Origin of the sequence: Geodermatophilus sabuli (assembly GCF_010686765.1) — a bacterium.
GTDB lineage: Bacteria > Actinomycetota > Actinomycetes > Mycobacteriales > Geodermatophilaceae > Geodermatophilus > Geodermatophilus sabuli_A.
On record NZ_JAAGWF010000005.1, the window covers coordinates 134,747 to 156,844 of the forward strand.

General features: G+C 76.4%; 19 protein-coding genes. 8 read left to right on the top strand and 11 right to left on the bottom strand.

The annotated features are described in order from the left end of the window. Positions 1-43 precede the first annotated feature (43 nt). Both GCU56_RS04250 and GCU56_RS04255 read right to left on the bottom strand, forming a co-directional pair. Positions 44-2,320 (bottom strand): SpoIIE family protein phosphatase, encoded by a 2,277-nt coding sequence (locus GCU56_RS04250; protein WP_163480272.1) that lies wholly within the window; start codon positions 2,318-2,320, stop codon positions 44-46. A gap of 11 nt (positions 2,321-2,331) precedes the next feature. Then, a complete protein-coding gene (locus tag GCU56_RS04255; protein ID WP_345771626.1) occupies positions 2,332-3,129 on the bottom strand; it encodes an alpha/beta fold hydrolase in 798 nt (265 codons plus the stop codon). Between the two features lie 203 nt (positions 3,130-3,332). Here GCU56_RS04255 and GCU56_RS04260 point away from each other — a divergent pair, with 203 nt between their 5' ends. From GCU56_RS04260 to GCU56_RS04270, 3 genes are all read left to right on the top strand, one after another. Then, a complete protein-coding gene (locus GCU56_RS04260; RefSeq protein ID WP_163480273.1) occupies positions 3,333-4,079 on the top strand; it encodes a hemerythrin domain-containing protein in 747 nt (248 codons plus the stop codon). 355 nt (positions 4,080-4,434) lie between these two features. Continuing rightward, positions 4,435-5,163 (top strand): alpha/beta fold hydrolase, encoded by a 729-nt coding sequence (locus GCU56_RS04265; RefSeq protein ID WP_163480274.1) that lies wholly within the window; start codon positions 4,435-4,437, stop codon positions 5,161-5,163. Next, positions 5,160-6,167 (top strand): alpha/beta hydrolase fold domain-containing protein, encoded by a 1,008-nt coding sequence (locus GCU56_RS04270; RefSeq protein ID WP_163480275.1) that lies wholly within the window; start codon positions 5,160-5,162, stop codon positions 6,165-6,167. The genes GCU56_RS04265 and GCU56_RS04270 overlap by 4 nt, the downstream gene beginning before the upstream one ends. On the opposite strand, the gene GCU56_RS25015 is transcribed toward GCU56_RS04270, so the two are convergent. Next, positions 6,153-6,476: a DUF6191 domain-containing protein gene (locus tag GCU56_RS25015; protein ID WP_163480276.1), complete on the bottom strand. Its 324-nt coding sequence runs from the start codon at positions 6,474-6,476 to the stop codon at positions 6,153-6,155. The two genes, GCU56_RS04270 and GCU56_RS25015, sit on opposite strands and share 15 nt — an antisense overlap. 152 nt (positions 6,477-6,628) lie before the next feature. Between GCU56_RS25015 and GCU56_RS04280 the strand changes: the two genes are divergently transcribed. Further along, the gene (locus GCU56_RS04280) at positions 6,629-8,917 is read left to right on the top strand and encodes a HelD family protein (RefSeq protein WP_345771627.1); all 2,289 of its coding nucleotides are present in this window, start codon (positions 6,629-6,631) and stop codon (positions 8,915-8,917) included. Positions 8,918-8,990: 73 nt separating this feature from the next. Here GCU56_RS04280 and GCU56_RS04285 read toward each other — a convergent pair whose 3' ends face one another. After that, entirely contained in the window at positions 8,991-9,689 is a 699-nt protein-coding gene (locus GCU56_RS04285; protein WP_163480277.1) for a hypothetical protein, read from the bottom strand. Between the two features lie 167 nt (positions 9,690-9,856). Here GCU56_RS04285 and GCU56_RS24420 point away from each other — a divergent pair, with 167 nt between their 5' ends. Together GCU56_RS24420 and GCU56_RS04295 are read left to right on the top strand one after the other, a co-directional pair. After that, the gene (locus GCU56_RS24420; RefSeq protein ID WP_163480278.1) at positions 9,857-11,899 is read left to right on the top strand and encodes an ATP-binding protein; all 2,043 of its coding nucleotides are present in this window, start codon (positions 9,857-9,859) and stop codon (positions 11,897-11,899) included. Continuing rightward, the gene (locus tag GCU56_RS04295; protein WP_163480279.1) at positions 11,896-12,600 is read left to right on the top strand and encodes a response regulator; all 705 of its coding nucleotides are present in this window, start codon (positions 11,896-11,898) and stop codon (positions 12,598-12,600) included. Before GCU56_RS24420 ends, GCU56_RS04295 begins: the two co-directional genes overlap by 4 nt. Before the next feature lie 6 nt (positions 12,601-12,606). On the opposite strand, the gene GCU56_RS04300 is transcribed toward GCU56_RS04295, so the two are convergent. The 4 genes from GCU56_RS04300 to GCU56_RS04315 form a co-directional block, all read right to left on the bottom strand. Then, positions 12,607-12,831 carry a hypothetical protein gene (locus GCU56_RS04300; RefSeq protein WP_163480280.1) on the bottom strand — a complete coding sequence of 75 codons (225 nt, stop codon included), beginning with the start codon at positions 12,829-12,831 and terminating at the stop codon, positions 12,607-12,609. Between the two features lie 119 nt (positions 12,832-12,950). Next, the gene (locus GCU56_RS04305; protein ID WP_163480281.1) at positions 12,951-14,186 is read right to left on the bottom strand and encodes a cytochrome P450; all 1,236 of its coding nucleotides are present in this window, start codon (positions 14,184-14,186) and stop codon (positions 12,951-12,953) included. A gap of 115 nt (positions 14,187-14,301) precedes the next feature. Further along, positions 14,302-15,912 (bottom strand): SIR2 family protein, encoded by a 1,611-nt coding sequence (locus GCU56_RS04310; RefSeq protein WP_163480282.1) that lies wholly within the window; start codon positions 15,910-15,912, stop codon positions 14,302-14,304. A gap of 52 nt (positions 15,913-15,964) precedes the next feature. Continuing rightward, positions 15,965-16,537 (bottom strand): hypothetical protein, encoded by a 573-nt coding sequence (locus GCU56_RS04315; RefSeq protein ID WP_163480283.1) that lies wholly within the window; start codon positions 16,535-16,537, stop codon positions 15,965-15,967. Between the two features lie 194 nt (positions 16,538-16,731). Here GCU56_RS04315 and GCU56_RS04320 point away from each other — a divergent pair, with 194 nt between their 5' ends. Further along, positions 16,732-17,583 carry a DUF1206 domain-containing protein gene (locus GCU56_RS04320; protein WP_163480284.1) on the top strand — a complete coding sequence of 284 codons (852 nt, stop codon included), beginning with the start codon at positions 16,732-16,734 and terminating at the stop codon, positions 17,581-17,583. Between the two features lie 23 nt (positions 17,584-17,606). Next, positions 17,607-18,473: a DUF1206 domain-containing protein gene (locus tag GCU56_RS04325; RefSeq protein ID WP_163480285.1), complete on the top strand. Its 867-nt coding sequence runs from the start codon at positions 17,607-17,609 to the stop codon at positions 18,471-18,473. 83 nt (positions 18,474-18,556) lie between these two features. Here GCU56_RS04325 and fabG read toward each other — a convergent pair whose 3' ends face one another. From fabG to GCU56_RS04340, 3 genes are all read right to left on the bottom strand, one after another. Continuing rightward, positions 18,557-19,318, bottom strand: a complete 762-nt coding sequence (gene fabG / locus GCU56_RS04330; protein WP_163480286.1) for a 3-oxoacyl-ACP reductase FabG — start codon at positions 19,316-19,318, stop codon at positions 18,557-18,559. Positions 19,319-19,320: 2 nt separating this feature from the next. Continuing rightward, positions 19,321-20,538, bottom strand: coding sequence for an acetyl-CoA C-acetyltransferase (locus GCU56_RS04335; RefSeq protein WP_163480287.1), 1,218 nt, complete (start codon positions 20,536-20,538; stop codon positions 19,321-19,323). Positions 20,539-20,669: 131 nt separating this feature from the next. Next, positions 20,670-22,013: an ABC transporter substrate-binding protein gene (locus GCU56_RS04340; protein ID WP_163480288.1), complete on the bottom strand. Its 1,344-nt coding sequence runs from the start codon at positions 22,011-22,013 to the stop codon at positions 20,670-20,672. Between the last annotated feature and the right edge of the window lie 85 nt (positions 22,014-22,098).

Below are 22,098 nucleotides of genomic sequence, written 5' to 3' on the forward strand. Positions count from 1 at the left end.
GTGCGTGCCCTCCGCCGATGGTCGCGCGGGGCGGGCCGGAACGCTAGGGCAGCCGGGTGATCGCCAGCAGCGCCACGTCGTCAGCCCGGTCACCGCGGGCCAGCTCGTCGAGCACCCGGTCGCAGAGCGCGTCGGGGTCGCTGGTGCCGGCGCGGGCGGCGGCGGCCAGCAGACGGGCCAGGCCCGCGTCGAGGTCGGCCGTCCGGCTCTCCACCAGCCCGTCGGTGTAGAGCAACAGCGTCGCCCCCGGCGCCAGCACCTCCGCCCACTCCGCCGCGGGGACCGTCGACGCGGGTGCGCCGAGCATGCGGCTCGGCCGGACGTCGAGCAGCCGCGCCTGCCCGCCGGCGACCAGGACCGGCGGCGGGTGGCCGGCCGAGGCCACCCGGAGCTGTCCGGTGCGCGGATCCAGGGTCGCGAACAGGGCCGTGGCCATCCGCTGCATGCCCAGCAGCGGCCACCCGGCCTGCAGCCGGCCGATGACCGCGCTGGGCGTCGGCCGGTCGGCCAGCAGGGCCCGGTAGACGCTGCGCAGCTGCCCCATGACCGCCGCCGCGGTGATGTCGTGCCCGACCACGTCGCCGACCGCGAGCGCCACCTGGTCCTCCGCCAGCGGGACGACGTCGTAGAAGTCGCCCCCGACGTCGGCGCCCTGGCTGGCGGCGAGGTAGCGGACGGCGACGGCCAGCCCCGGTACCGGCGGCGGGGCCGGGGGCAGCAGGTTGGCCTGCAGGGTGTGCGACGTCAGGGTCTCCAGTTCCAGCCGCTGCGCCTTGTCCACCACCTGCGCCACCTGCAGGGCCAGCTGCTCGGCGACCTCGACGTCGGCGGAGGTGAACCGGCCGCGGCGTCGGTCGGCGCCCAGCGTGAGCACCCCCAGCGTCCGGCCCCCGGTGGTCAGGGGCACGGCCACCAGCGAGGCCAGCCGCAGCGTGCGGGCGAGCTCCAGGTGGTGCTGGTCGCCGGTGGCCCCGGCCAGGAACTCGTCGGTCACCTGGCGGATCCACACGGTCCGGTTCTCGGTCATCGCCTGCACGCTGGGGTGCGCCGCGCCCCGGTTCGGGAGGTGCCGCTCGCGCAGCTCGTCGACCACCGCGCGCTGCGCCGGGTCGGCGTGACGGACCGCCGGCCGGGTGAGGCCCTGCTCGGTCGCCAGGTCGATGACGCAGAGGTCGGCCAGTCGCGGTACCGCCAGCTCGGCCAGCCGCTCGGCGGTGTCGGTCACCCCGCCGGCCGACGCCAGCATCCGGGCGGCGTCGAGCAGGAAGGTCGACCGGGCGGCCTGCCGCGCCGTCTCCTCGTACAGCCGCACCCGCTCGATGGCCTGCCCGGTCTGGCGGCCGATGGTCCAGAGCAGGTCGGCGTCGGCCGCGGGGAGGGTGCCCCGCTGCCCCGGCTCGCTGAGGTCGATCAGGCCGCTGTCCCCGGCGCCGCCCAGCAGCAGGAGGAGGGCTCCCAGGTGCACGGCGTCGGCGTCCACCGGGACGACGACGAGTGCCTCCTGCCCCGCGTCCTCCATCGCGGCGGCCAGCCCCGGCCACACCGCCCGGAGGCCGGCCCCCAGGGGCACCGTGTGCACGCCGCCGCCGCTGCGCACCAGCTCCGCGCCCCCGGCGGCGGCCGCCTCCATCTCCCGGAGCAGCTCGGCGGCGATCCCGTCGACGGCGACCAGCTCCACCGGCGGCACCGACCGGTCCCGGCGCGGGGAGCCGCGGCGCTCGGCCGACAGCCACAACCCCGCGCCGGTGGCGCCGACCGCCTGTCGGATGCGCGCCACGATCACCTCCGCGACGTCGCGGACGGAGACCGCGGCCGCCAGCTCCGAGACCACCTGCTGCAGTGCCCGGGACCGGGCCTCGGACTCCGCAGCGGCGCGCTGGGCGGCGAGCAGTGCGCGCTCGTAGGTCCGCCGCGCCGTCGCCTCGAACACCGTCGCCCGCACGAGCACGGGTGCGCCGGTCTCGTCGCGCACCTCGACGGCGTTGACCAGGCAGGGCAGCAGCGTCCCGTCGGCCCGCACCACGTCGAGCGCGACCTCGCGCACCGCACCCTGCATGCGCAGCAGGGGTGCCAGGTGGGTCTCGTAGAACACCTGCCCGCCCACGCTGAGCAGGTCCTGCAGGCGCGTGCCGAGCAGGTCGCCGGAGCCCCGGCCGGTCCACTCGCAGAACGTCCGGTTGACCTTGACCACCCGCCCGTCGGGCAGGGCCGAGAAGTAGCCGCAGGGCGCGTTCTCGTACAGGTCGGCCGGGTCGTCCTCGAGCAGCCGGGACAGGGCGGCAGGTGGCTCCGATGGTCCGGTGGGACGGGGCTGGTCCATGCCGGTGGGCCTCACCAGGACAGGAACGCCCGGATCGCCGCCGCGGTCTCCTCGGGCGCCGACAGGTTCGGGCAGTGCCCGGTGGCGGCCAGCTGGGTGAAGACGCTGCCGGGCACGTGCTCGTGCACGTACCGGCCCACCACCTCCGGCGCGATGGCGTCGGCAGTGCACTGGAGGACCAGGGTGGGAACCGAGATGCCGGGGAGGTCGGCGCGGTTGTCGGAGAGGAACGTGACCCGGGCGAACTGCCGCGCGATGTCGGGATCGGTGCGGCAGAAGCTGTTGGTCAGCTCCGCGGCCAGCTCCGGACGCTCGGGGTTGCCCATGATCACCGGTGCCATCGCCGCCGACCAGCCCAGGTGGTTGCTGTCCAGCTGCTCGAGCAGCCCCGCGATGTCGGCCCGGGAGAACCCGCCGGTGTAGTCGCCGTCGTCGACGTAGCGCGGGCTGGGCCCGACCATGACCAGCGCGCCGAAGAGCTCCGGCGCCTGCTGCACGGCCAGGACGCCGATCATCGCGCTCACCGAGTGGCCCACGAACACGACGTCCCGGAGGTCGAGCTCGCGGCAGATCTCCACGACGTCTGCGGCGTAGCCGTCCAGCGAGCCGTACTTCTCCGGGTCGTAGGCCGACAGGTCCGACTGCCCCGAGCCGACGTGGTCGAACAGGACGACCCGGTGGTCGACCGCGAACTCCGGCGCGACGAACCGCCACATCTCCTGGTCGCACCCGAAGCCGTGCGCGAAGACCATCGGCCGGCCCTCGGCGACGCCGATCGAGCGCACCCGGTTGCGAAGGACCACGCTCACCGGTCGAACGTAACCGTCCGATACCCCCGCTGTCCCCTCCCCGCGGCCCGCCGCGTCCACCCTGCGGGGGACGCCCCCTCCGCCCTGGGACGGAGATCGTGCTGTCCCGGCCCAGCAGGGACCGAAAACCCTGTCGCCCGGGACATCGGCGTCCCTACGCTCTCCCGCATCCAGGAACCGCCCGACCCGCATCGAGGTGTCCCATGACCGCCGCCGCGGTCCTCGCCCGCTCCGCTCCCCCGGCCGCTCCGGCCCCCGTTCCCGCGCCCGCCTCGGGGCCGCGCTCGCGCGCCGTCGCCTACCAGCGGGTGCTGCACCAACTGGTCCGGCGGGAGCTGCGGCTGCTGGCCGACCTCGCCACGTGGGCTCCGGCCGACGACCCCGCCCGGACCCAGGACCTGACCCGCCACGCCGACCTGCTCGGCCGCCTGCTCCTGCACCACCACCGGACCGAGCGCGACCTGCTCTGGCCGGCCCTGCTGCGCAGCGTGCCCGCCGACCGCACCGAGACCGTCCGCGCACGGGTGCTCGACTGGACCGCGTCGGTGGCCGGCCTCGACCACCGGCTGCGCGACCTGTCCACCGCCGCACGGCAGTGGGCGGTGGCCGGCACCCCGCCGGCCCGCAACGCCTTCGCCATGGCGTGCCTCGACGTCGCGGACGCCGTGGACGCCCAGACCGCCGCCGAGGAGCGCGAGCTGCTGCCGGAGCTCGGCGCGTACCTGCCCGCCGAGGCGTGGACGGCGATCGCCCGCGCCGCCCGCTGCCCGCTGTCGGGGCGCGAGCAGCTGTTCGTGCTGGGGCTCGCGCTGGAGGACGCCTGCCCCGGCGACCGGGCCCGGCTGCTGGCCGCGCTGCCCCGGTCCACCCGCCTGCTGTGGCGCCTCGCCGGCCACGGCCGCTACCGCGCGACCGTCGTCCGGCTGCGGGGAGCTCCACCGGCCCCCTGACCCGGGCCGCAGACGTTCCCGGCGCCCCGGTGCGGGCGCCGGGGACGTCGACGTCCGGGGCGGGTCAGTAGCGCGAGGTCCCGCACTCGGCGCAGCGCTTGCGCGGGGGGAGCGTCTCGCGCTGGCAGTTCGAGCAGGTCCAGGCGGTGCGCTCGGCACGCCGGCGCGTCCCGGACCGGCGTCGGGCCGGTCGGTCAGTGGTCGGGCGGTGCGTGGTGATCGGGCTCATGGCTACCTCCTGGTGTACGCAATCCGACCGTAGGCAGCCGAGATGTCACGCAGGTGACCTGGGGGTTGCGCTTCGTGTCCGGCCCGCCCGCCGATGAGTCCCGTCGCCACGGGGGGTCGGAGGGAGATGCGCGCGACGTTCGTCCTGGTCCCCGGAGCCGGTGGGCGGGCCTGGTACTGGCACCGGCTGGTCCCCGAGCTGGTCGGTCGCGGCCACGAGGCGGTGCCGGTCGACCTGCCCGCCGGGGACGACGCCGCCGGCCTCGAGCACTACACGCAGGCGGTGCTCGACGCGGTGCCCGGCCGGCGTGCGGGCCCACTGGTCGTCGTCGCCCAGTCGATGGGCGGCCTCACCGCGCCGCTGGTGTGCCGGCGGCTGCCGGTCGAGCTGCTCGTGCTGCTCAACGCGATGGTGCCGCGGCCGGGCGAGACCGGCGCGGACTGGTGGACCGCCACCGGGCAGGCGGAGGCCCGGGCGGTGGCCGCCGCGCGGCAGGGGTGGCCGCTCGACGACGACGACGCCTTCTTCGGCGACGTCCCGCCGGAGGTGACCGCCGCGGCCATGACCCAGCCCTTCGCGCAGTCCGGCACCCCGTTCGGCGAGCCGTGGCCGCTGACCGGCTGGCCGGACGTCCCCACCCGCGTGCTGGCCGCCCGCGACGACCGGTTCTTCCCCGTCGAGTTCCAGCGGCGGGTGGCCGCGGAGCGCCTGGGCCTGCCGGTCGAGGAGCTGCCCGGCGGTCACCTGGTGGCGCTGAGCCGGCCGGCCGCGCTGGCCGAGGTCCTCGACGGACTGGTCCGCGGCCGGTCCGGCCAGCACGATGGGGCGGCCGTCCCCCCTCTGGAGGTCCCGTGACACCGACGTCGCCGTCCACCGTCCCCGCTCCGGCGCAGGTGGGTCCGCCGCCGCCGTTCGACCCGGAGTGCGCGGTGGCCCTGGCGCCGCTGGCCGAGGTCTTCGCCAAACCGCTGACCGCGGACGCCATCCCGGCGTTGCGGCAGCACCCACTGACCCCGCGGCCGACCGACGAGGACCTGCGCCGCGGCGGCGCCTTCGCCGTCGAGGAGCGGTCGGTCCCCGGTCCCGAGGGTGCGCCGGAGGTCTCCCTGCTGATCTGCCGGCCGACCGCCGCGACCGGTCCGACCCCGGCGATCTACTTCACCCACGGCGGCGGCATGATCGTCGGCGACAACCGCTCCGGGGTCCTCGGCATGGTCGAGCACGCCGAGGCGCTGGGGATGGCGGTGGTCTCGGTCGACTACCGGCTGGCGCCCGAGACGCCGCACCCCGGCCCGGTCGAGGACTGCTACGCCGGGCTGGTCTGGACCGCGGCGCAGGCCGGCGAGCTGGGCATCGACCCGGCGCGGATCGTCGTCGCCGGCGGCAGCGCGGGCGGCGGCCTGGCCGCGGCGCTCGCCCTGATGGCGCGCGACCGGGGCGGCCCCGTGCTGGCCGGGCAGTTGCTGCTCTGCCCGATGCTCGACGACCGCAACGACTCGGTCTCCGCGCACCAGATGGCGGGTCTGGGCGTCTGGGACCGCACCGCCAACGACACCGGCTGGACCGCGCTGCTCGGCGCCGACCGCGGGGGCCCCGACGTCTCCCCCTACGCCGCCCCCGCGCGGGCCACCGACCTGTCCGGCCTGCCGCCGGCCTTCCTGGACGTCGGGTCGGCCGAGACCTTCCGCGACGAGGACGTCGCCTACGCCACCCGTATCTGGCAGGCCGGCGGGCGGGCGGAGCTGCACGTCTGGCCCGGCGGCTTCCACGGCTTCGACGGCTTCGCCCCCGATGCGACCATCTCCCGGGAGGCCCGGTCGGCCCGGCGGGACTGGCTGCGCCGGCTACTGGCCGGCTGAGCCGCCCCGGCCCACGACGAGCACGGCGACGCCGGCGTCGAGGTCGACGGTGCTGCGCGGCGGCGCGCCGTCCTCGACGTCCTGGCGCCGGACCTCCCGGATCCGCTGCTGCTCCAGGTCGGCCTCCCGGCCGGGTGCCAGCGCGGCGGAGAAGACGTCGAGCCCGCCCGCCGACAGCGCGTGCCGGTCGCGCCGGGTGACCGGGCTGCGCCGGCCCAGCCGCGCCCACGCCTGCTCGGTCAGCGCGAGGGCGACCAGCAGCAGCACCAGCCCCGGCAGGGTCAGCGCGACGAGCAGCCCGGCGCCCACGGGTCGAGGCTAGCGCCGCGCCGCGCCCACGCGACGCGGCTGGGTGCCGACGCGGGAATGCCGGGGCACCATGGGCGATTGCCCACTGGGCAGGACAGGACGGATCCCGACAGAAGAGACGTGCAGTGCCGCCGACGACGCAGCCAGATGTCGTGCCCCACCCCGAGATGGACGCCGAACAGCAGTACGTGAAGGAGCTCTACGGCCGGCTGGACGCCGCCCGGGACCTCGCCGACAAGCGCCTGAAGCAGGCGATCTCCTGGCCGGCGGTCGACCCGCAGGCGCTGCAGGAGCGCGACGCCACCGTGCGGTTCCAGACCGAGCGGGTCACCGCCCTCGACGCGGCCGAGGCCGGCCTGTGCGTCGGCCGGATCGACCGGACCGAGGACGGCCCGCTCTACATCGGCCGCATCGGGCTGGCCGCCGACGACGCCGGGGGCGACCCGGCGCTGGTCGACTGGCGGGCACCGGCCGCCCGGCCCTTCTACACGGCCACCCCCGTGCACCCGCTGGGCCTGGCCCGCCGCCGGCACATCCGCACCCGCGGGCGCACCGTCGTCCGGCTCGACGACGAGGTGCTCACCGGCGGCGTGGCGGGGTCCTCGCTCACCGGCGAGGCGGCGCTGCTCGACGCACTGGACACCGCCCGCACCGGCCGGATGACCGACATCGTCCGCACGATCCAGGCCGAGCAGGACCGCATCATCCGGGCCGACGACCGCGGGGTGCTGGTCGTCCAGGGCGGACCGGGCACCGGCAAGACCGCCGTCGCCCTGCACCGGGCGGCCTACCTGCTCTACACCCACCGCGAGCGGCTGGCCCGCCGCGGCCTGCTCGTCGTCGGCCCCACCCCCACCTTCCTGCGCTACATCGCCGACGTGCTGCCCTCGCTCGGGGAGACCGGCGTGCTGCTGGCCGGGCTGGGCCAGCTCCGCCCCGGCCTGGACGCCCGCGGTGCCGAGGCGCCGGAGGTCGCCGCGGTCAAGGGCCGGCTGGACATGGTGGAGGTGCTGCAGGCCGCCGTCGCCGACCGGCAGGTGGTGCCCGACGCACCGCGCGAGGTCCTCGTCGACGGGTTCGCCCTCCGGCTGCGGCCGATCGACGTCGCCCGCGCGCAGAACGCCGCCCGCAAGGCCGCCCGGCTGCACAACCTGGCCCGCCCGGAGTTCGCCCGCCGGGTCGTCGACCTGCTCACCCGGCGCTACGCGGAGCGGATCGGGGCCGACGTCCGCGGCGGGGCCAACCTGCTCGACCGCGAGGACCTCGCCGCACTCCGCCGGGAGGTGGCCGGGGAGACCGCCGTCCGGGTGCTCGTCGACGACCTGTGGCCGGTCCTGACCCCCGAGCGGCTGCTCGGCGACCTGTTCGCCGACCCCGACCGCATCGCCCGCGCCACCCCCGGCTGGGACGACGCCGACCGCGCGCTGCTGTACCGGCCCGGTCCTCCTCCCACCCACCCCACGCCCTGGACGCCGGCCGACGTGCCGCTGCTCGACGAGGCCGACGAGCTGCTCGGCTTCGACGACAGCGAGCAGCGGGCGCGGGCGGACCGGGACCGCCGCCGCCGGCTGGCCGAGGCGCAGGAGACCCTCGACGTGCTGCACGGCTCCCGGTCGGTCGACCTGGAGGACGAGCACCTGGAGGCCGAGGTGCTCAGCGCCGGCGACCTCATCGACGCCGAGCAGCTGGCCGAGCGGCAGCGGGCGGCCGACACCCGCACCACGGCGGAGCGGGCCGCCGCCGACCGCACCTGGACCTTCGGCCACGTCGTCGTCGACGAGGCCCAGGAGCTCTCCCCCATGGCCTGGCGGCTGCTGGTCCGCCGCTGCCCGACCCGGTCGATGACCGCCGTCGGCGACCTCGCGCAGACCGGCAGCCTGGCCGGCGCGTCGGCCTGGGCGGAGACCCTGGAGCCGCACGTCGGCGGTGCCTGGCGGCTGGAGGAGCTGACCGTCAACTACCGCACCCCCGCCGAGATCATGGCCGTGGCCGCCGACGTCCTGGCCGCCGGCGGCACCGGGGCGACCGCACCGGCGTCGGTCCGTCCCGGCACGGCCGCGCCCTGGGCGGAGGTGACCGGGGAGGCGGAGCTGGCCGGCCGGGTGGCCGCGGCGACCGCCGAGCTGGCCGGGCACGAGGGGACGACGGCGGTCGTCGTGCCCGCCAGCCGGGTGGCCGCGGTCGCCGCGGCGGTGGCCGGCCGGGTGGCCGGGGTCTCGTCCGGGCCGGACGCGGACTCCTCGGCGGGCCCGGTGGTGATCACGCCGACCGAGGCGAAGGGACTGGAATTCGACTCGGTGCTCGTCGTCGATCCGCGCGGCATCCTCGACGAGGGCGTGCGCGGGCACAACGACCTGTACGTGGCGCTGACCCGGGCCACCCAGCGGCTCGGCGTCCTCTCCCCCGGCGTCCTCCCCGAGGAACTCGCCCGCCTCGCCTGAACGGCCGACGTGGCCACGAGGGCCGCCCGCGAGGGGGCCTTCGTGGCCACGTCGGCCGGACCGGGGTCCTCTCTCAGATGCGGTCCCACACCTCGTCGCGCATCGTCAGGACGATGACGCCGGCCCAGGCCAGGCCGAGCGCCATGAGCCCGGTGCCCACCGAGGGCAGCCACGCGTCGCCGGAGAAGAAGAAGAACACCAGCCAGCCGACGACGCTCAGCAGCAGCGGCAGCAGCGGGATCGCCCGCGCCCGCCAGGCGGCGAAGACCGCGAGATTGGTGCCGATCGCCAACCCGATCATGGAGGGCGCCGCGATCAGCGCGCCCTGCCCGTAGCTGCCGGCCAGCTCGAAGATGCGCAGCGCCTCGTCGGCCGGGAGGGAGTTGGCCAGCGCGACGTCGTAGTAGTCGACCACGACGATGCCCGAGAGCCCGGCGCCCAGGCCGGACAGCACCATGGCCGCCAGTGACGTCTTCCGTGCCCCGCGACGGGCCAGGTGCACCAGGGTGAGCGCCGCCGGCAGGAGCAGCAGGTAGCCGTAGTGCAGCGGGACCGCCGCCCACAGGATGTTCGACGTGTGGTCCACGCCGGTCTGCAGGTACTCGGCGTGGGTCTGGTTCTGGTACGGGATCATCAGCAGGCTGCCGAACACCAGCGTGCCCGAGGCCAGCAGGGAGAGCCCACCGCCGATCCGGCGGAACCGGGCCCCGGGCGTCAGCTCGGTCCGCGGCGCCGCCCCGGGGGCGGCGGTCTGATCGGTGGTCGAGGTCATCGGTCGGTCCTTCCTGAGAGGGTCGTTCGCTTCGGGACGAACCCTCCGGCGCCCGGCGTCCCGGTCCCCAGGGGACGGCGTCCCGACTCCCCGGGCGCCGTGGTCCCCGCCGAAAGGGGGTGGGTCGTCCCTGCGCGGCGGGCTCCCGGCCAGGCAGGATGTCGCCCGTGCCGGGCCCGACCGCCTCCCGTCCCCCCGCGCCCGGCGTCCCCCGCTGGGTGCCGGGGCTGCTCGCCGCGCTCGGCGTCGGGTGCACGCTCGCCGCCCTCGCGCTGGCCGCCTGGACCGAGGCGGGCGTGCCGGTCGAGGCGAGTGACGCCGTCCTCGGCCTGCTCTACCCGCTGGTCGCGGCGCTCGTGCTGCGCCGCCGGCCGGGCAACCCGGTCGGCTGGCTGCTCATGGCGACCGCGGTGACCGGCCCGTACCTGCTGGCCGGCGAGTACGCCGTCCGCGCGGTGCTGGTCGACGGCGACTCCGGGTTCCTCGCCGAGCTGGCCACCTGGACGACGTCCTGGGGCTTCGCCGCCTACTACCCGGTCGTCGGCCTGGCCTGCCTGTACTTCCCGACCGGGCAGCTGCCCTCGCCGCGGTGGCGGCCGGTGGCCCGCCTGCTGGCCGCGGCCGTGGTGCTCGCCGCGCTGGCGGCCATGATCCGCCCCGGTGAGCTCGACCTCCCCGGCCTCACCAACCCGTGGGCGCCCACCCAGGCGATGTGGCCCAACCACGTGCTCGCCGTGTGCTCCCTGACGGTCTTCCTGGTCGGGACACCGGTCGGGGTGGCCGCACTGGTGGTACGCATGCGCCGCTCCGCCGGGCTGGAGCGGATCCAGCTGCAGTGGCTGGTCCTGGGCGCCGCGGTGCTGCTCACCGGGGTGATCGCCTCGCTGGTCGTCGACCGGCCGGTCGTCTCCGACACCCTGTTCGCGGTCGGCTTCGCGGCCGTGCCGGTCGCGGTCGCCGTCGCCGTGCTCCGCCACGGCCTGTTCGACGTCGGGCAGGTGGTCAGCCGGGCCGTCGTGTTCACCCTGCTCTCGCTGCTGCTGCTGGTCGCGTACGGCGGACTGGTGGCGCTGGTCGGCGAGTTCAGCGCCGGGGAACGCCGGATCGCCGTCGCCGCGGCCGCCGTGGCGGCCCTCGCCGCGGCGGCCGGGTGGGAGCGCGCCCAGCGCGGCGTCGACCGGCTGCTCTACGGCGAGCGCCGCGACCCCCTCGCCGTCGCGAGCCGGGTCGGCTCGACGCTGGACCTCGCCGGCGGGCCGGTCGACGCGCTGCAGGCGCTGGTCGACGAGGTCACCCGCGTGCTGCGGCTCCCCCGCGTGGCCGTCGTCCCCGCCGACCCGCGGCTGGCACCGGTGGTCTCCGCCCCCGCCGCCACCGACGCCGAGGACGAGGTCCTGCCGCTCAGCTCCCTCGGCCGGGTCGTCGGCGAGCTCCGGGTGACCCACCGCTCCCCCGGCGAGCGCTGGCGGAGCACCGAGCGGGCCGCGCTGGACGACGTCGCGCGCCGCGCCGCGACGCTGGTGTGGGCCGCCGGTCTGGTGGCCGACCTGCAGGCCAGCCGCGAGCGGATCGTCGCCGGCCGTGAGGAGGAGCGCCGCCGGCTGCGGCACGACCTGCACGACGGCGTCGGTCCGGAGCTGGCCGGCATGGCGCTGCAGCTGGAGCGGCTGGCCGGGAAGCTGGCCGGCGAACCCGATCTCGCGGCCCTCGCCGGCCGGCTGCGCGACCAGATGCGCCGCACGGTGGCCGCCGTCCGCCGCGCCGTCGACGACCTGCGCCCGCCCGCCCTCGACGAGCTCGGCCTGGTCGGCGCGCTGCGCGAGCACGTGGCCGCCTACCGGCTGCCCGTACCGGCCGGAACGGGCCCCGGGGACGGCGCCGAGCAGCCGGTCACCGTGGTCGCTCCGGACCTGCCCCCGCTGCGGGCCGCGGTCGAGGTCGCGGCCTACCGGATCGCCACCGAGGCGGTCGCCAACGCCGTCCGCCACGCCGCGGCGGCCGAGTGCCGGGTCACCCTCGCCGTGGCCGGCGACGACCTGGTGGTCGAGGTCGCCGACGACGGCCGGGGCATCGACCCCGCTGCGGTGCCCGGCGTCGGGTCGACCAGCATGCGCGAACGGGCCGCCGAGGTCGGCGGCATCCTGGAGATCGACAGCAGCCCCGGCGAAGGGACGACCGTGCGCACCCGACTCCCCCTGGCCGCACGATGACCGGCGGCCCGGTGACCGGCGGGCACGCCTCCGGCGGCCCGGTGACGCCCGCCATCCGGGTCGTCGTCGTCGACGACCACCCCGTCTACCGCGACGGGGTGGCCGACTCCCTCGGGGACGCCGACGACATCGAGGTGGTCGCCACCGCGGCCGACGGCGAGGAGGCGGTCGCCGCGGTCGAGGCCCACCGGCCCGACGTCGTCCTCATGGACCTGCGCATGCCCGGCACGGGCGGGGTGCCGGCCACCGCCCGGATCAGCGCCGACTGGCCCGCCACCGCCGTCGTCGTGCTGACGATGAGCGACGACGACGACTCGGTGTTCGCCGCGCTGCGGGCCGGGGCCCGGGGCTACCTGCTCAAGGAGTCCGAGGCCGCCGACATCGTGCGCGCGGTGCGTGCCGCCGCCCGCTCCGAGGCGGTGTTCGGTCCGCGGATCGCCGACCGCGTGCTGGCCTTCTTCGCCTCGTCCCGGGCCCGGTCGGCCGCGGTGCCGTTCCCCGAGCTCACCGACCGGGAGCGGGAGGTGCTCGACCTGGTCGCGCACGGCCTCGCCAACGCGGCGATCGCCGCGCGGCTGTTCCTCAGCGAGAAGACGGTCCGCAACCGGGTGTCGGACGTGCTCACCAAGCTGCACGCGGCCAGCCGCGCCGAGGCGGTCGCGCTGGCCCGCGACGCCGGGCTGGGCCCGGCCGCCGGCTGAGCGCGGTCAGCGCCGCCGGGGGTGCCCGGCGACCGCGCGCCGGCGGCGGGCCAGGAGCGCCGCGCCCTCGTGGGCGCCCGCGACGGCGGCGGCCAGCAGCAGAGCGAGGACGCCGAAGCCCACCAGGTCCAGCCCGGCCATCGAGGTGACGTCGAACTCCGCCCACGCGATGCCGACGACCAGCGTCAGCAGCCCGACGACGCCGGCCAACGGTGCCAGCCACCTGCTCATGCGCCCTCCCCCGACCGGTCCGCTCGGACCCGGCGTCGATCAGACCACGGGCCGGGGACACTCCCGGACGCGGTCGGCGCGCCCGCTGCGGAGCGCGACCGGGCGGACCGCTCGCGTGGTCAGGTGGTGCCGCGGACCCGGAGGACGACGCCGCTGGCCGGCCGCGCCGGGATCCGCCGCAGCGAGATGGTGAGGTCCTGCTCCGGGACGTCGGCGTCCAGGCGGGCCAGCCGGACCGCCAGCGCCGACAGCAGCGCGACCGTCACCTGCTCGCCGGGGCAGCGGTGGTTGGTGCGCGGGTCGCCGGCGCCCTGCGGCACCAGCTCGAAGGGACCGATGTCGCGACCGAGGAACCGCTCGGGACGGAACGCGTAGGGATCGCCCCAGAGGTCGGGGTCGTGGTCCTGTCCGTAGAGGTCCAGCAGCACCATGGAGTTCGCCGGGACCCGCTCGCCGTCCCACTCCACCGCGCGCGGCGTGCGGCCGCCGATGAAGGGCGCGAACGGGTAGAAGCGGCGGACCTCGTGCGCCCACGCCTCCGCGAACTCGGCGTCCCCTCCGGCCAGCCGCTCCCGGTACTGCGGCCAGCGGGCCAGCGCGTGGCCGGAGAAGGCCACGAACCAGCTGACGGCCACGGTGGGCCGGACCACGTTGAGCACCTCCACCGCGGCCACCCGCGGCTCGAGTCGCTCGCCGTCGGCGTCCCGGTGCCGGGCGACGACGTCGACCACGGAGCCGGCGGGCACGGCGGCGGTGCCCTCGCGGACCTCCTCGACGAGGCGGGCCAGCCACGCCTCGCGACGACCGCGCGCGCGGCGGGCCCGCCAGTGCCGGGGACCGCCGGTGGCGAACCCGTCGACCAGCGCGGTGAGGTCCCGGGCGACGGAGTCCACCTCGTCGGCGGCCAGCGGGACGCCGACCCAGTCGCAGACCCCCCGCGTGAGCACGACTCGCGCCTCCTCGAGGAGCACGATCTGCTCCCGGGCGGCCCAGCCGGGAACCGCGGCGTCCCAGGCGGCGGTGACCTGGTCGACCAGCGGCGCGATGCGGGCCGGGTCCATCAGCAGGGCGATGAACATGGCCTTGCGCACCCGGTGCTCGTACCCGTCCAGGGTGTGCACCGCCCCCTTGCCGAACAGCGTCCCCTGCACCGGTTCCGGGATGGCGTGCGCCCGGAGGACGTGGTCCTCGTCGTAGAGGAAACGGGCCGCGTCAGGGCCCTCGACACCGAGCACGGGCCGGCCGCCGAGCCGGGTCGCGACGGTCCGGCGGCCCGTTGCCCGCCGCTGGTCGGGCAGCCAGCCGTAGCCCCTGGTGATCAGCTGCAGGGTGGTGTCCAGGCGGAGGCGGCGCATGGCCGGATGCCGTGCCCAGCCCCGCGGCCGCTCACACGACCGTCGCCCCCTCCGCGTGGCCCCGTCCAGGAGCCCGCCGCGAGCCTGCGAGCGGCGGGGGCAAGGGGGGCCTCGTTCAGCCGGGCCGCTGTTCCTGCGGCCGGTCGTCCGCGGTGTCGGTGGCGCCGTCGGCCGGCACGGGCTCGGTCCCGGCGGCGCAGCGCCGTGATCCGAGCCGGCGCAGCAGCGCGGCCACCTCCGCCGTCGCCGACGTGCCGGCCTCGGCGGGCATGCCCGCCTCCACGTGCGCCAGGGCCCCGGCCAGGGCGCACTCCTCGTCGTTGAGCAGGCCGCGGTAGGCCGGGTCGAGCAGGTAGCCGGTGGGCGGCGTGGACAGGCAGCCGATCAGGTCGAGCAGCACCTCGAGCAGGCGAGCCGCCTCGGCCGGTGGGGTCCCTGGAGGCGACATGGCGACGGTCTCGACGTCCTGCTCCCACAGCCGGGCGCGTGCCGGGTCCTCCCGCAGGGTCAGCACCGTCCCGCTGCGCCGCCGGGGAGGCGACCCGGGCGCCTGGATCGCGCTGCGCACCTGGTGGGCGATGCGGATCAGGTCGTCGTCCTGCATGGACGTGCCGACGAACAGCACGTGCCGGGTGAGCAGCAGCGAGTGCAGCACCCCCGCCAGCGCGGCACGGGAGTCGCCGAACTGGAGGTACTCGTCGCGGGTCAGGACGACGCTCGCCGGGTGCGCCGAGTCGCCGTGCAGCTTCAGCAGCCACGGCCGGCCGGGTTCGGCGTCGTCGAAGGGCAGCACCGACAGGTCCCGGCCGATGTCGGCGGCGGCGAGCTCGACCAGCGGGTCGTAGTTCGTGGTGACGAACTCCTGCACCGGCAGGTCGGCGATCAGGGCGTGGGCCAGCGCGTACGGCCCGGGCCCGAACCGCTCCCCCACGAAGGCCTCCAGCTGCTCGCGACCCAGCTCCCGGGCCAGCAACGCCGCGGCGTCCTGGGCGGGCAGCCGGGCCAGCCCCTCGCCGAGCGCCTCGCCCAGCCCCGAGCGGACGGCGAGCTCGTCGAGCAGCTGCTCCCAGGTGGGCAGGCCGGCCGCCGCGCTCACCCCGGCGCCGACGAAGACGGCCAGCTGACCGCGCCGCGCGCGTTCCCCGAGGGCGTCCGCCAGCCGGCGGAGGTGGTCGGGCAGCGACCAGTTGTCCGGCTCACCGCGCCGCACCCGCTGCGCCGCCGCCAGGTCGCTGGGCCCGCGCAGCACCAGCGCGACGTCGAAGCCGTGCTCCTCGGCCGCCTCCCGCAGCACCGGCAGCAGCTGCTGCAGCAGGGTGCCGCGCCGCCCGGCGGCCCCACCCCACCCGGTGCCGAGCGCGGGCAGCGCGACCAGCCGGCGGGCACGGCCGTGCACCGGCTCGGCCACCTCCCGCCGGGCGACGGCGGCCAGCGCCTCCCGGGCACCGTCGAGCAGCCACGGCAGCGTGTCGTCGGAGTCCCGGCCGGCCGTGTCCACCAGCCACAACCGGCGGGACCCCCCGCCCGGCACCTCGAGCACCCGCTCGGAGCCGCGCCAGCCCAGCTCCAGGCACAGGCCGTCGGCGTCCTCGCCGACGGCCAGCCCGGGAGGGAGCAGTTCACGCCAGCCGGCGGTGACCCGCAGCGACCGGTCGGTCGGCACCAGCACGTCGTCGCAGACCAGCCGGCGGAGGTCGGCGCCCACGACGAAGACGTGTCCGCTCACGCCGCAGGGATACCCCGCGGGGCCGGACCGGAACGGGTGCCCGGTGTGCGGGTCAGCCCAGGGCGCCGCAGCCGCCGGCGCTGCAGGCACAGCCCGCGCAGGCGGCGGGGCGGGCCGGCGGCGCGGGCCGGCGGGCCGCCGCGCGGAGGGTGCCGGAGCCGACGACGAGGGAGACGCCGAGCAGCCCGACGGCGAGGGCGGCGACCACGGCCGCACCGTCCGCGGCCCGGCCCCAGTCGGCCAGGACGCCGGTCACCACCAGCAGGCCGGCGACCAGGGCCCACCAGATGAGCGCCGCCTGGCCGCTGCGCCGGGCGGTCCCGCCCCGGGACAGCAGCACCAGCGCCCCCGCGAGCAGACCGGCCGGCACGCCGACGAGCAGCACCCAGCCGGTCAGCGGAGCCGACAGCAGCGCGACGGCGACCGCGCCCAGCCCGGCGACGGCGGCCCCGGCCCGGACGGCGGCCGGGCGTCCCGGCGGCAGCGCACCGCGCAGCGCGACCAGGGCGCCGGTCACGCCCAGCAGCAGCCGCGGGCCCACGCCGGCCCAGAAGACGCCCAGCACGGCGACGAGGAGCAGCGCCATCCCGCCGGCCAGCCACCGGGGCCACGTGCGGGCAGCCACCTCGGGGCTCGTCCGGTCCGCCGTCAACACCGATGCGCCGTTCGCCACGGGTGCCAGTGTCCCCCACCCGCGACCGCGGGACCCCGGCCGGCACCCCACGGCGGCCCGCGAGCCCGCCACGCCGTTCCGACCAGCACCGGAGCCGCTGCTGTGCCAGGCTGGTCAGTCCACGGGTGGTGCGAGAGGAGCCGGCGATGAGCGGGCGCGGAACGGTCGGCTCGGCAGCGGGCGCAGCGGATCGGGCAGGCAACAGCGACGGTCTCGAGCACCTGGCGCGGGTGGGACTGATCGCCTACGGCGTGGTCCACCTGCTGATCGCCTGGCTCGCACTGCAGCTGGCCTGGGGTGGTGGCAGCGGCGAGTCGGCCGACCAGTCCGGAGCCCTCGCCACCCTGGCCGAGCAGCCGCTGGGCAAGCCGCTGCTGTGGGTGCTCTCCGTCGGGCTGATCGCCCTGGCGGCGTGGCAGGCCGCCGAGACCCTGCGCTGGCGCAGCGGGCTGTCGGCGTCCGGCGACGCCCGGAAGAAGGCGGTCGAGAAGATCGTCAAGTCCGTCGTCAAGGCCGTGGTCTACCTGGCTCTGGCCGTGCTGGCCATCAGGACGGCCACCGGCGGCGGGCAGTCCAGCTCCGGCCAGCAACAGCAGCAGACCGCCGGCGTGTTCGGCTGGCCGGCCGGGCGCTGGCTGGTCGGCATCGCCGGGCTGGTCCTCATCGGCGTCGGCGTCTACCACGTCTACAAGGGCGTCTCGAAGAAGTTCCTCAAGCAGATCGACCTGGGCCAGGCCCCGCCGCGCACCCGGTCCCTGGTCGAGAAGCTCGGGCTGGCCGGCTTCCCGGCCAAGGGCGTCGCGCTGGGGCTGGTCGGCGGCCTGCTGGTCTACGCCGCCGTCACCTTCGACCCGGCCAAGGCCACCGGTCTCGACGGCGCCCTGCGCACCGTCCTCGACGCTCCGTTCGGCCGGGTCCTGCTGACCCTCGTGGCGCTCGGCATCGCCGCGTTCGGCGCCTTCTGCTTCGTCCGCGCCCGGTATCCCGAGCGCACCTGAGCTCCACCCCGCACCATCGACCGGTGCCCTCGACTCGTCAGCTGCTGGACCGCGTGCAGCGGGTGGTCGGGTCGGTCCGTGAGGTCACCGACCACCCGGTGCTGGAGGCGGTGGCCCGTGTCGGGCTGGTCGCCTACGGCGCGATGCACCTGCTAATCGCCTGGCTGGCGGTGCAGCTGGCCCGCGGCGCCGGCCGCACCGACGCCGACCAGACCGGCGCGCTGCAGACGGTGGCCGGCACCCCTGGCGGGCAGGTCCTGCTCTGGCTGATCGGCCTGGGCATGCTGGCGCTCGCCCTGTGGCAGGCCGGCGAGGTGCTGCTGTGGTGGCACGGACTGTTCGACGGGGAGCACCGGCTGCGGACGGCGTTCGTCTGCGCCAAGTGCCTGGCCAAGGCCGCCGTCTACGCCGTCCTCGGCGGCACCGCGCTGCTCTTCGCCGTCGGGCTGGACTACGAGGCGGACGAGCGGCTGCGCGAGCTCACCGGCGAGACGCTGGAGATCCCCGGCGGCGCGGCGCTGGTGCTGGCCGTCGCCGCCGGCGTGGTGGCCGTCGGGCTGTACACCGTCGTGCGGGGTCTCACCGGCGGCTTCATGAAGGACATCGACCTCCCGGCCGCCCCCGACCGCTGGGAACCGCTGATCGCCGCCGTCGGCCGGGTCGGCTACGTGGCCAAGGGCATCGCGTTCGGCCTGGTCGGCGTGCTGCTGTGGCGGGCCGCGACGTCCGCCGACGTGGCGACCGCCACCGGTCTGGACGGCGCGATGACGGCCATCGCCGGGGTGGCGGGCGGGCCGTGGCTGCTCGGGGGCGTGGCGGCCGGGTTCGCCGCGTTCGGCGTCTACGCCCTGGCCCGGGCCCGCTACCCCGACCGCGACCCGTCGTCCTGAGGAGGGCCGGGACCCGCCGCGGAGGAGCCGCTGGGCTCTTCCGCGGGGAGTCCCGGGGGACCGTCCGCGGAGGAGCCGGACCGTCACGCGCGGGGGCCGCCGGCCACGTAGACGACCTGGCCGGAGACGAAGCCGGCCCCCTCGCTGACGAGGAAGGACACGGTGTGCGCGATGTCCTCGGGCTGACCGGCCCGGGCGACCGGGATGGCCGCGGCGCGCGCCTGCACGTAGGTCTCCCAGTCCTCGCCGATCCGCGCCGCGGTCGCCTTGGTCATGTCCGTCACGATGAAGCCCGGGGCGATCGCGTTGGCGGTGACCCCGAACTTGCCCAGCTCGATGGCGAGGGTCTTGGTGAACCCCTGCAGACCCGCCTTGGCCGTCGAGTAGTTGGCCTGACCCCGGTTGCCCAGCGCGGACGTGCTGGACAGGTTGACGATGCGGCCCCACCGCGCGGCGGTCATGTGCTGCTGCACCGCGCGGGTCATGAGGAACGAGCCGCGCAGGTGCACGTGCATGACCACGTCCCAGTCGGCGTCGGTCATCTTGAACAGCAGGTTGTCCCGTGTCACGCCGGCGTTGTTCACCAGCACCAACGGCGGGCCCAGTTCCGCGGCGACCCGGTCGACGGCGGCCTGCACCTGGTCGGCGTCGCCCACGTCGGCGCCCACGGCCAGCGCCCGGCCGCCGTCGGCCTCGATCGCCTGCACCGTGCCGCGGGCGTCGTCCTCGGCCAGGTCGACCACCGCCACGGCGAGGCCGTCGGCCGCCAGCCGCCGGGCGGTGGCCGCGCCGATCCCGCGGGCGGCACCCGTGACGATCGCGACCCGGCCGTGGGGGGCACCCACGGTCAAGAGGCCACCCGCTCGAACAGCGCCGCGAGGCCCTGCCCGCCGCCGATGCACATCGTCTCCAGGCCGTAGCGGGCGCCGCGGCGGTCCATCTCGCGCAGCAGGGTGGCCAGGATCCGGCCGCCGGTGGCGCCGACCGGGTGACCCAGGGAGATCCCGGAGCCGTTGACGTTGGTCCGCTCGAAGTCGCTCTCGGTGAAGCCCCACTCGCGGGTCACGGCGAGCACCTGGCTGGCGAAGGCCTCGTTGAGCTCGATCAGGTCGACGTCGGAGAGCTTCACGTCGGCCTGGGCCAGCGCCTTGGCCGTGGCGGGCACCGGGCCGATGCCCATGGTCTTCGGCGGGACGCCGCCGACACCCCACGACACGAGACGGGCCAGGGGCCGCAGGCCCAGCTCGGCGGCCTTGTCCGGGTGGGTGACGATGCAGATGGCGGCGCCGTCGTTCTGCCCGCTCGCGTTGCCGGCGGTGACGGTGGCGTCCGGGTCGTCCTTGCCCATGATCGGCCGCAGCTTGGCGAGGGTCTCCACGTTCGAGTCCGGGCGGATGTGCTCGTCGCGGTCGACGACCGTCTCGCTCTTCCGGCCCTTCACGGTCACCGGCACGATCTCGTCGGCGAACCGGCCGGCCTCGGCGGCAGCGGCGGCGCGCTGGTGGCTGCGGACGGAGTACTCGTCCTGCTCCGCGCGGCCGATCCCGTACTCGCGACGCAGGTTCTCCGCCGTCTCGAGCATCCCGCCGGGCACCGGGTGGTTCTTCCCCCCGGCGGTCACCCGGCCACGGGCCAGCCCGTCGTTGAGCAGCACCCCCGGCCCGGCCTTGACGCCCCAGCGCATGGCGGTGGAGTAGAACGGCGCGTTGCTCATCGACTCCGCGCCACCGGCCAGGACGACGTCGGAGGCCCCGGACTGCACCTGCATCGCCGCGTACAGGACCGCCTGCAGGCCCGACCCGCACCGGCGGTCGAGCTGGATGCCCGAGGCGGTCACCGGCAGGCCGGCGTCCAGCGCGGCGACCCGGCCGATCGCCGGGGCGTCCATCGTCGGGTAGCAGTGGCCGAGCACGACGTCCTCGACCGACTCGGGCGGCAGGCCGCTGCGCTCCATGACCGCGCGGATGACCGTGGCGGCGAGGTCCTGCGCCGGCACGTCCCGCAGTGAACCGCCGAAGCCCCCCACCGGGGTCCGCAGGGGCTCGCAGATGACCGCATCACGCACGGTGTCCTCCTCGTTCGACCAGGTCGGCGTCCCCGAGTGTCCCCCCTGCGGGCCGGTCGATCATCGGCGGGTGGCTGCCCGGCACGCCGGCCGGGAGGGCCACCCGCCGACGATCGGCGGGACCCGCCGGATCAGCCGAGGTCCTCCACCTCGTAGCAGGGGCCGGTGAACTCGTAGGCCTCGACCGTCGGACCGGTGTAGGCCTCCGCGACCGGCGCCAGCCCGGTGCTCGCGGCCGGGTCGATGGCGCTGATGTAGGTCGCCCGCGACGCCGCCTCGTTCGCCCCGCCCGCGTAGTTGCCGGTGCCCTCGGGCAGGACGCCCTCGAAGTCGATCTCCTCCAGGCCCTCGGCCGCCTCGCGGAGGCCGGCGCGGGTCAGGTCACCGTTCTCGGCGGCGGCCTCCAGTGCGGCCTTGAGCGGGTAGGACCAGAACCAGCCGGCCAGGTAGAACTCGTTGGGCTGGACGTCGCCCAGCGCCTCGAGCGCCGCCGCGTGGCCGTCGGTCTCGGCGTCCCACGGGCCCCACGGCCCGAGGTGCTGGAACGCCGCCTGGAAGGCCGGCGCGGCCGGGGACTGCAGGATCGCCGGGTTCCACGTCGGCGAGGAGCCCATCACCCGGCCCTGGAAGCCGCCGGCGACGGCCTGGCCGACGATCGTGGCCGTCTCGGTCGGGCCGGTCGAGATGAGCACCAGGTCGGGCGCCTGCTCCCGGATCGCCGCGATGGCGGCCGCCTGGTTGTCGGCGCCGGCCGTGGTCTCGACGTTGGTGAACTCGATGCCGTTGGCCTCGGCGGCGACCTTCGCGCCGGCCGCGGCGTCGGCGCCGTAGTCGCCGGCGTAGTGGATGGCCATCACCGACTGGATGCCGTCGTTCTCGACGGCGTAGTCGACGCCGTTCATCGCCTCGGCGCAGTAGCTGGCCCCGCTCTCCACGATGACGTCCTGGAACAGGTAGAGCGAGCTCCAGGCGGCGGGCGCGGCGATGATGTCCTCGGCGTCGAGGTCGTCCACGATCGCGGCGGTCATCGGCGAGCCGAGGGTCTGCGCGAGGGCCAGGACGTCGGGCTTGATCTCCTGGTAGACCTGGTTGGTCACCTGCGGGTTGTACTGGTTGTCCCGCACGTACTCGGTGACGTCGACGTCGTAGCCGCCGATGCCGCCGTCCTCGTTGACCCGGTTCCAGAACGCCTCCTGGCCCTCGATGATCAGCGGGCCGGCCGCCGCGAACGGGCCGACGGTCAGGTCGGACAGCGTGCCCAGGTAGATGCAGCCGTTGTCGGCGTTGACGGCGTCGGGACACGGCTCGCTGGTGACCCCGACGTCGGTGGCGACGTCGCCACCGCCGTCGCCGCCGTCGGCCGGGTCCTCGCCGCCACCACGACATCCGGCCGCCAGCACGGCGAGGCCGGTCAGCGAGACCGCCATCAGTCTGCGACGCCGGAGGCCGGCTCCGCGGCGCGCGGTGTTCCTCATGGGGTGCTCCCTTCTCGCCGGCAACGGCGCCGGTCGTGGTGCCTGCGGGCGGCACTGCCCGCGGGGGTCTCGGGGTGTGCCCCGT

Excerpts from the sequence above, each read along its gene's own strand:
- GCU56_RS04250 (WP_163480272.1), bottom strand. The coding sequence starts at position 2,320 with ATGGACCAGCCCCGTCCCACCGGACCATCGGAGCCACCTGCCGCCCTG.
- GCU56_RS04260 (WP_163480273.1), top strand. The coding sequence starts at position 3,333 with ATGACCGCCGCCGCGGTCCTCGCCCGCTCCGCTCCCCCGGCCGCTCCG.
- GCU56_RS04265 (WP_163480274.1), top strand. The coding sequence starts at position 4,435 with ATGCGCGCGACGTTCGTCCTGGTCCCCGGAGCCGGTGGGCGGGCCTGG.
- GCU56_RS04285 (WP_163480277.1), bottom strand. The coding sequence starts at position 9,689 with ATGACCTCGACCACCGATCAGACCGCCGCCCCCGGGGCGGCGCCGCGG.
- GCU56_RS04295 (WP_163480279.1), top strand. The coding sequence starts at position 11,896 with ATGACCGGCGGCCCGGTGACCGGCGGGCACGCCTCCGGCGGCCCGGTG.
- GCU56_RS04300 (WP_163480280.1), bottom strand. The coding sequence starts at position 12,831 with ATGAGCAGGTGGCTGGCACCGTTGGCCGGCGTCGTCGGGCTGCTGACG.
- GCU56_RS04305 (WP_163480281.1), bottom strand. The coding sequence starts at position 14,186 with ATGCGCCGCCTCCGCCTGGACACCACCCTGCAGCTGATCACCAGGGGC.
- GCU56_RS04320 (WP_163480284.1), top strand. The coding sequence starts at position 16,732 with ATGAGCGGGCGCGGAACGGTCGGCTCGGCAGCGGGCGCAGCGGATCGG.
- GCU56_RS04340 (WP_163480288.1), bottom strand. The coding sequence starts at position 22,013 with ATGAGGAACACCGCGCGCCGCGGAGCCGGCCTCCGGCGTCGCAGACTG.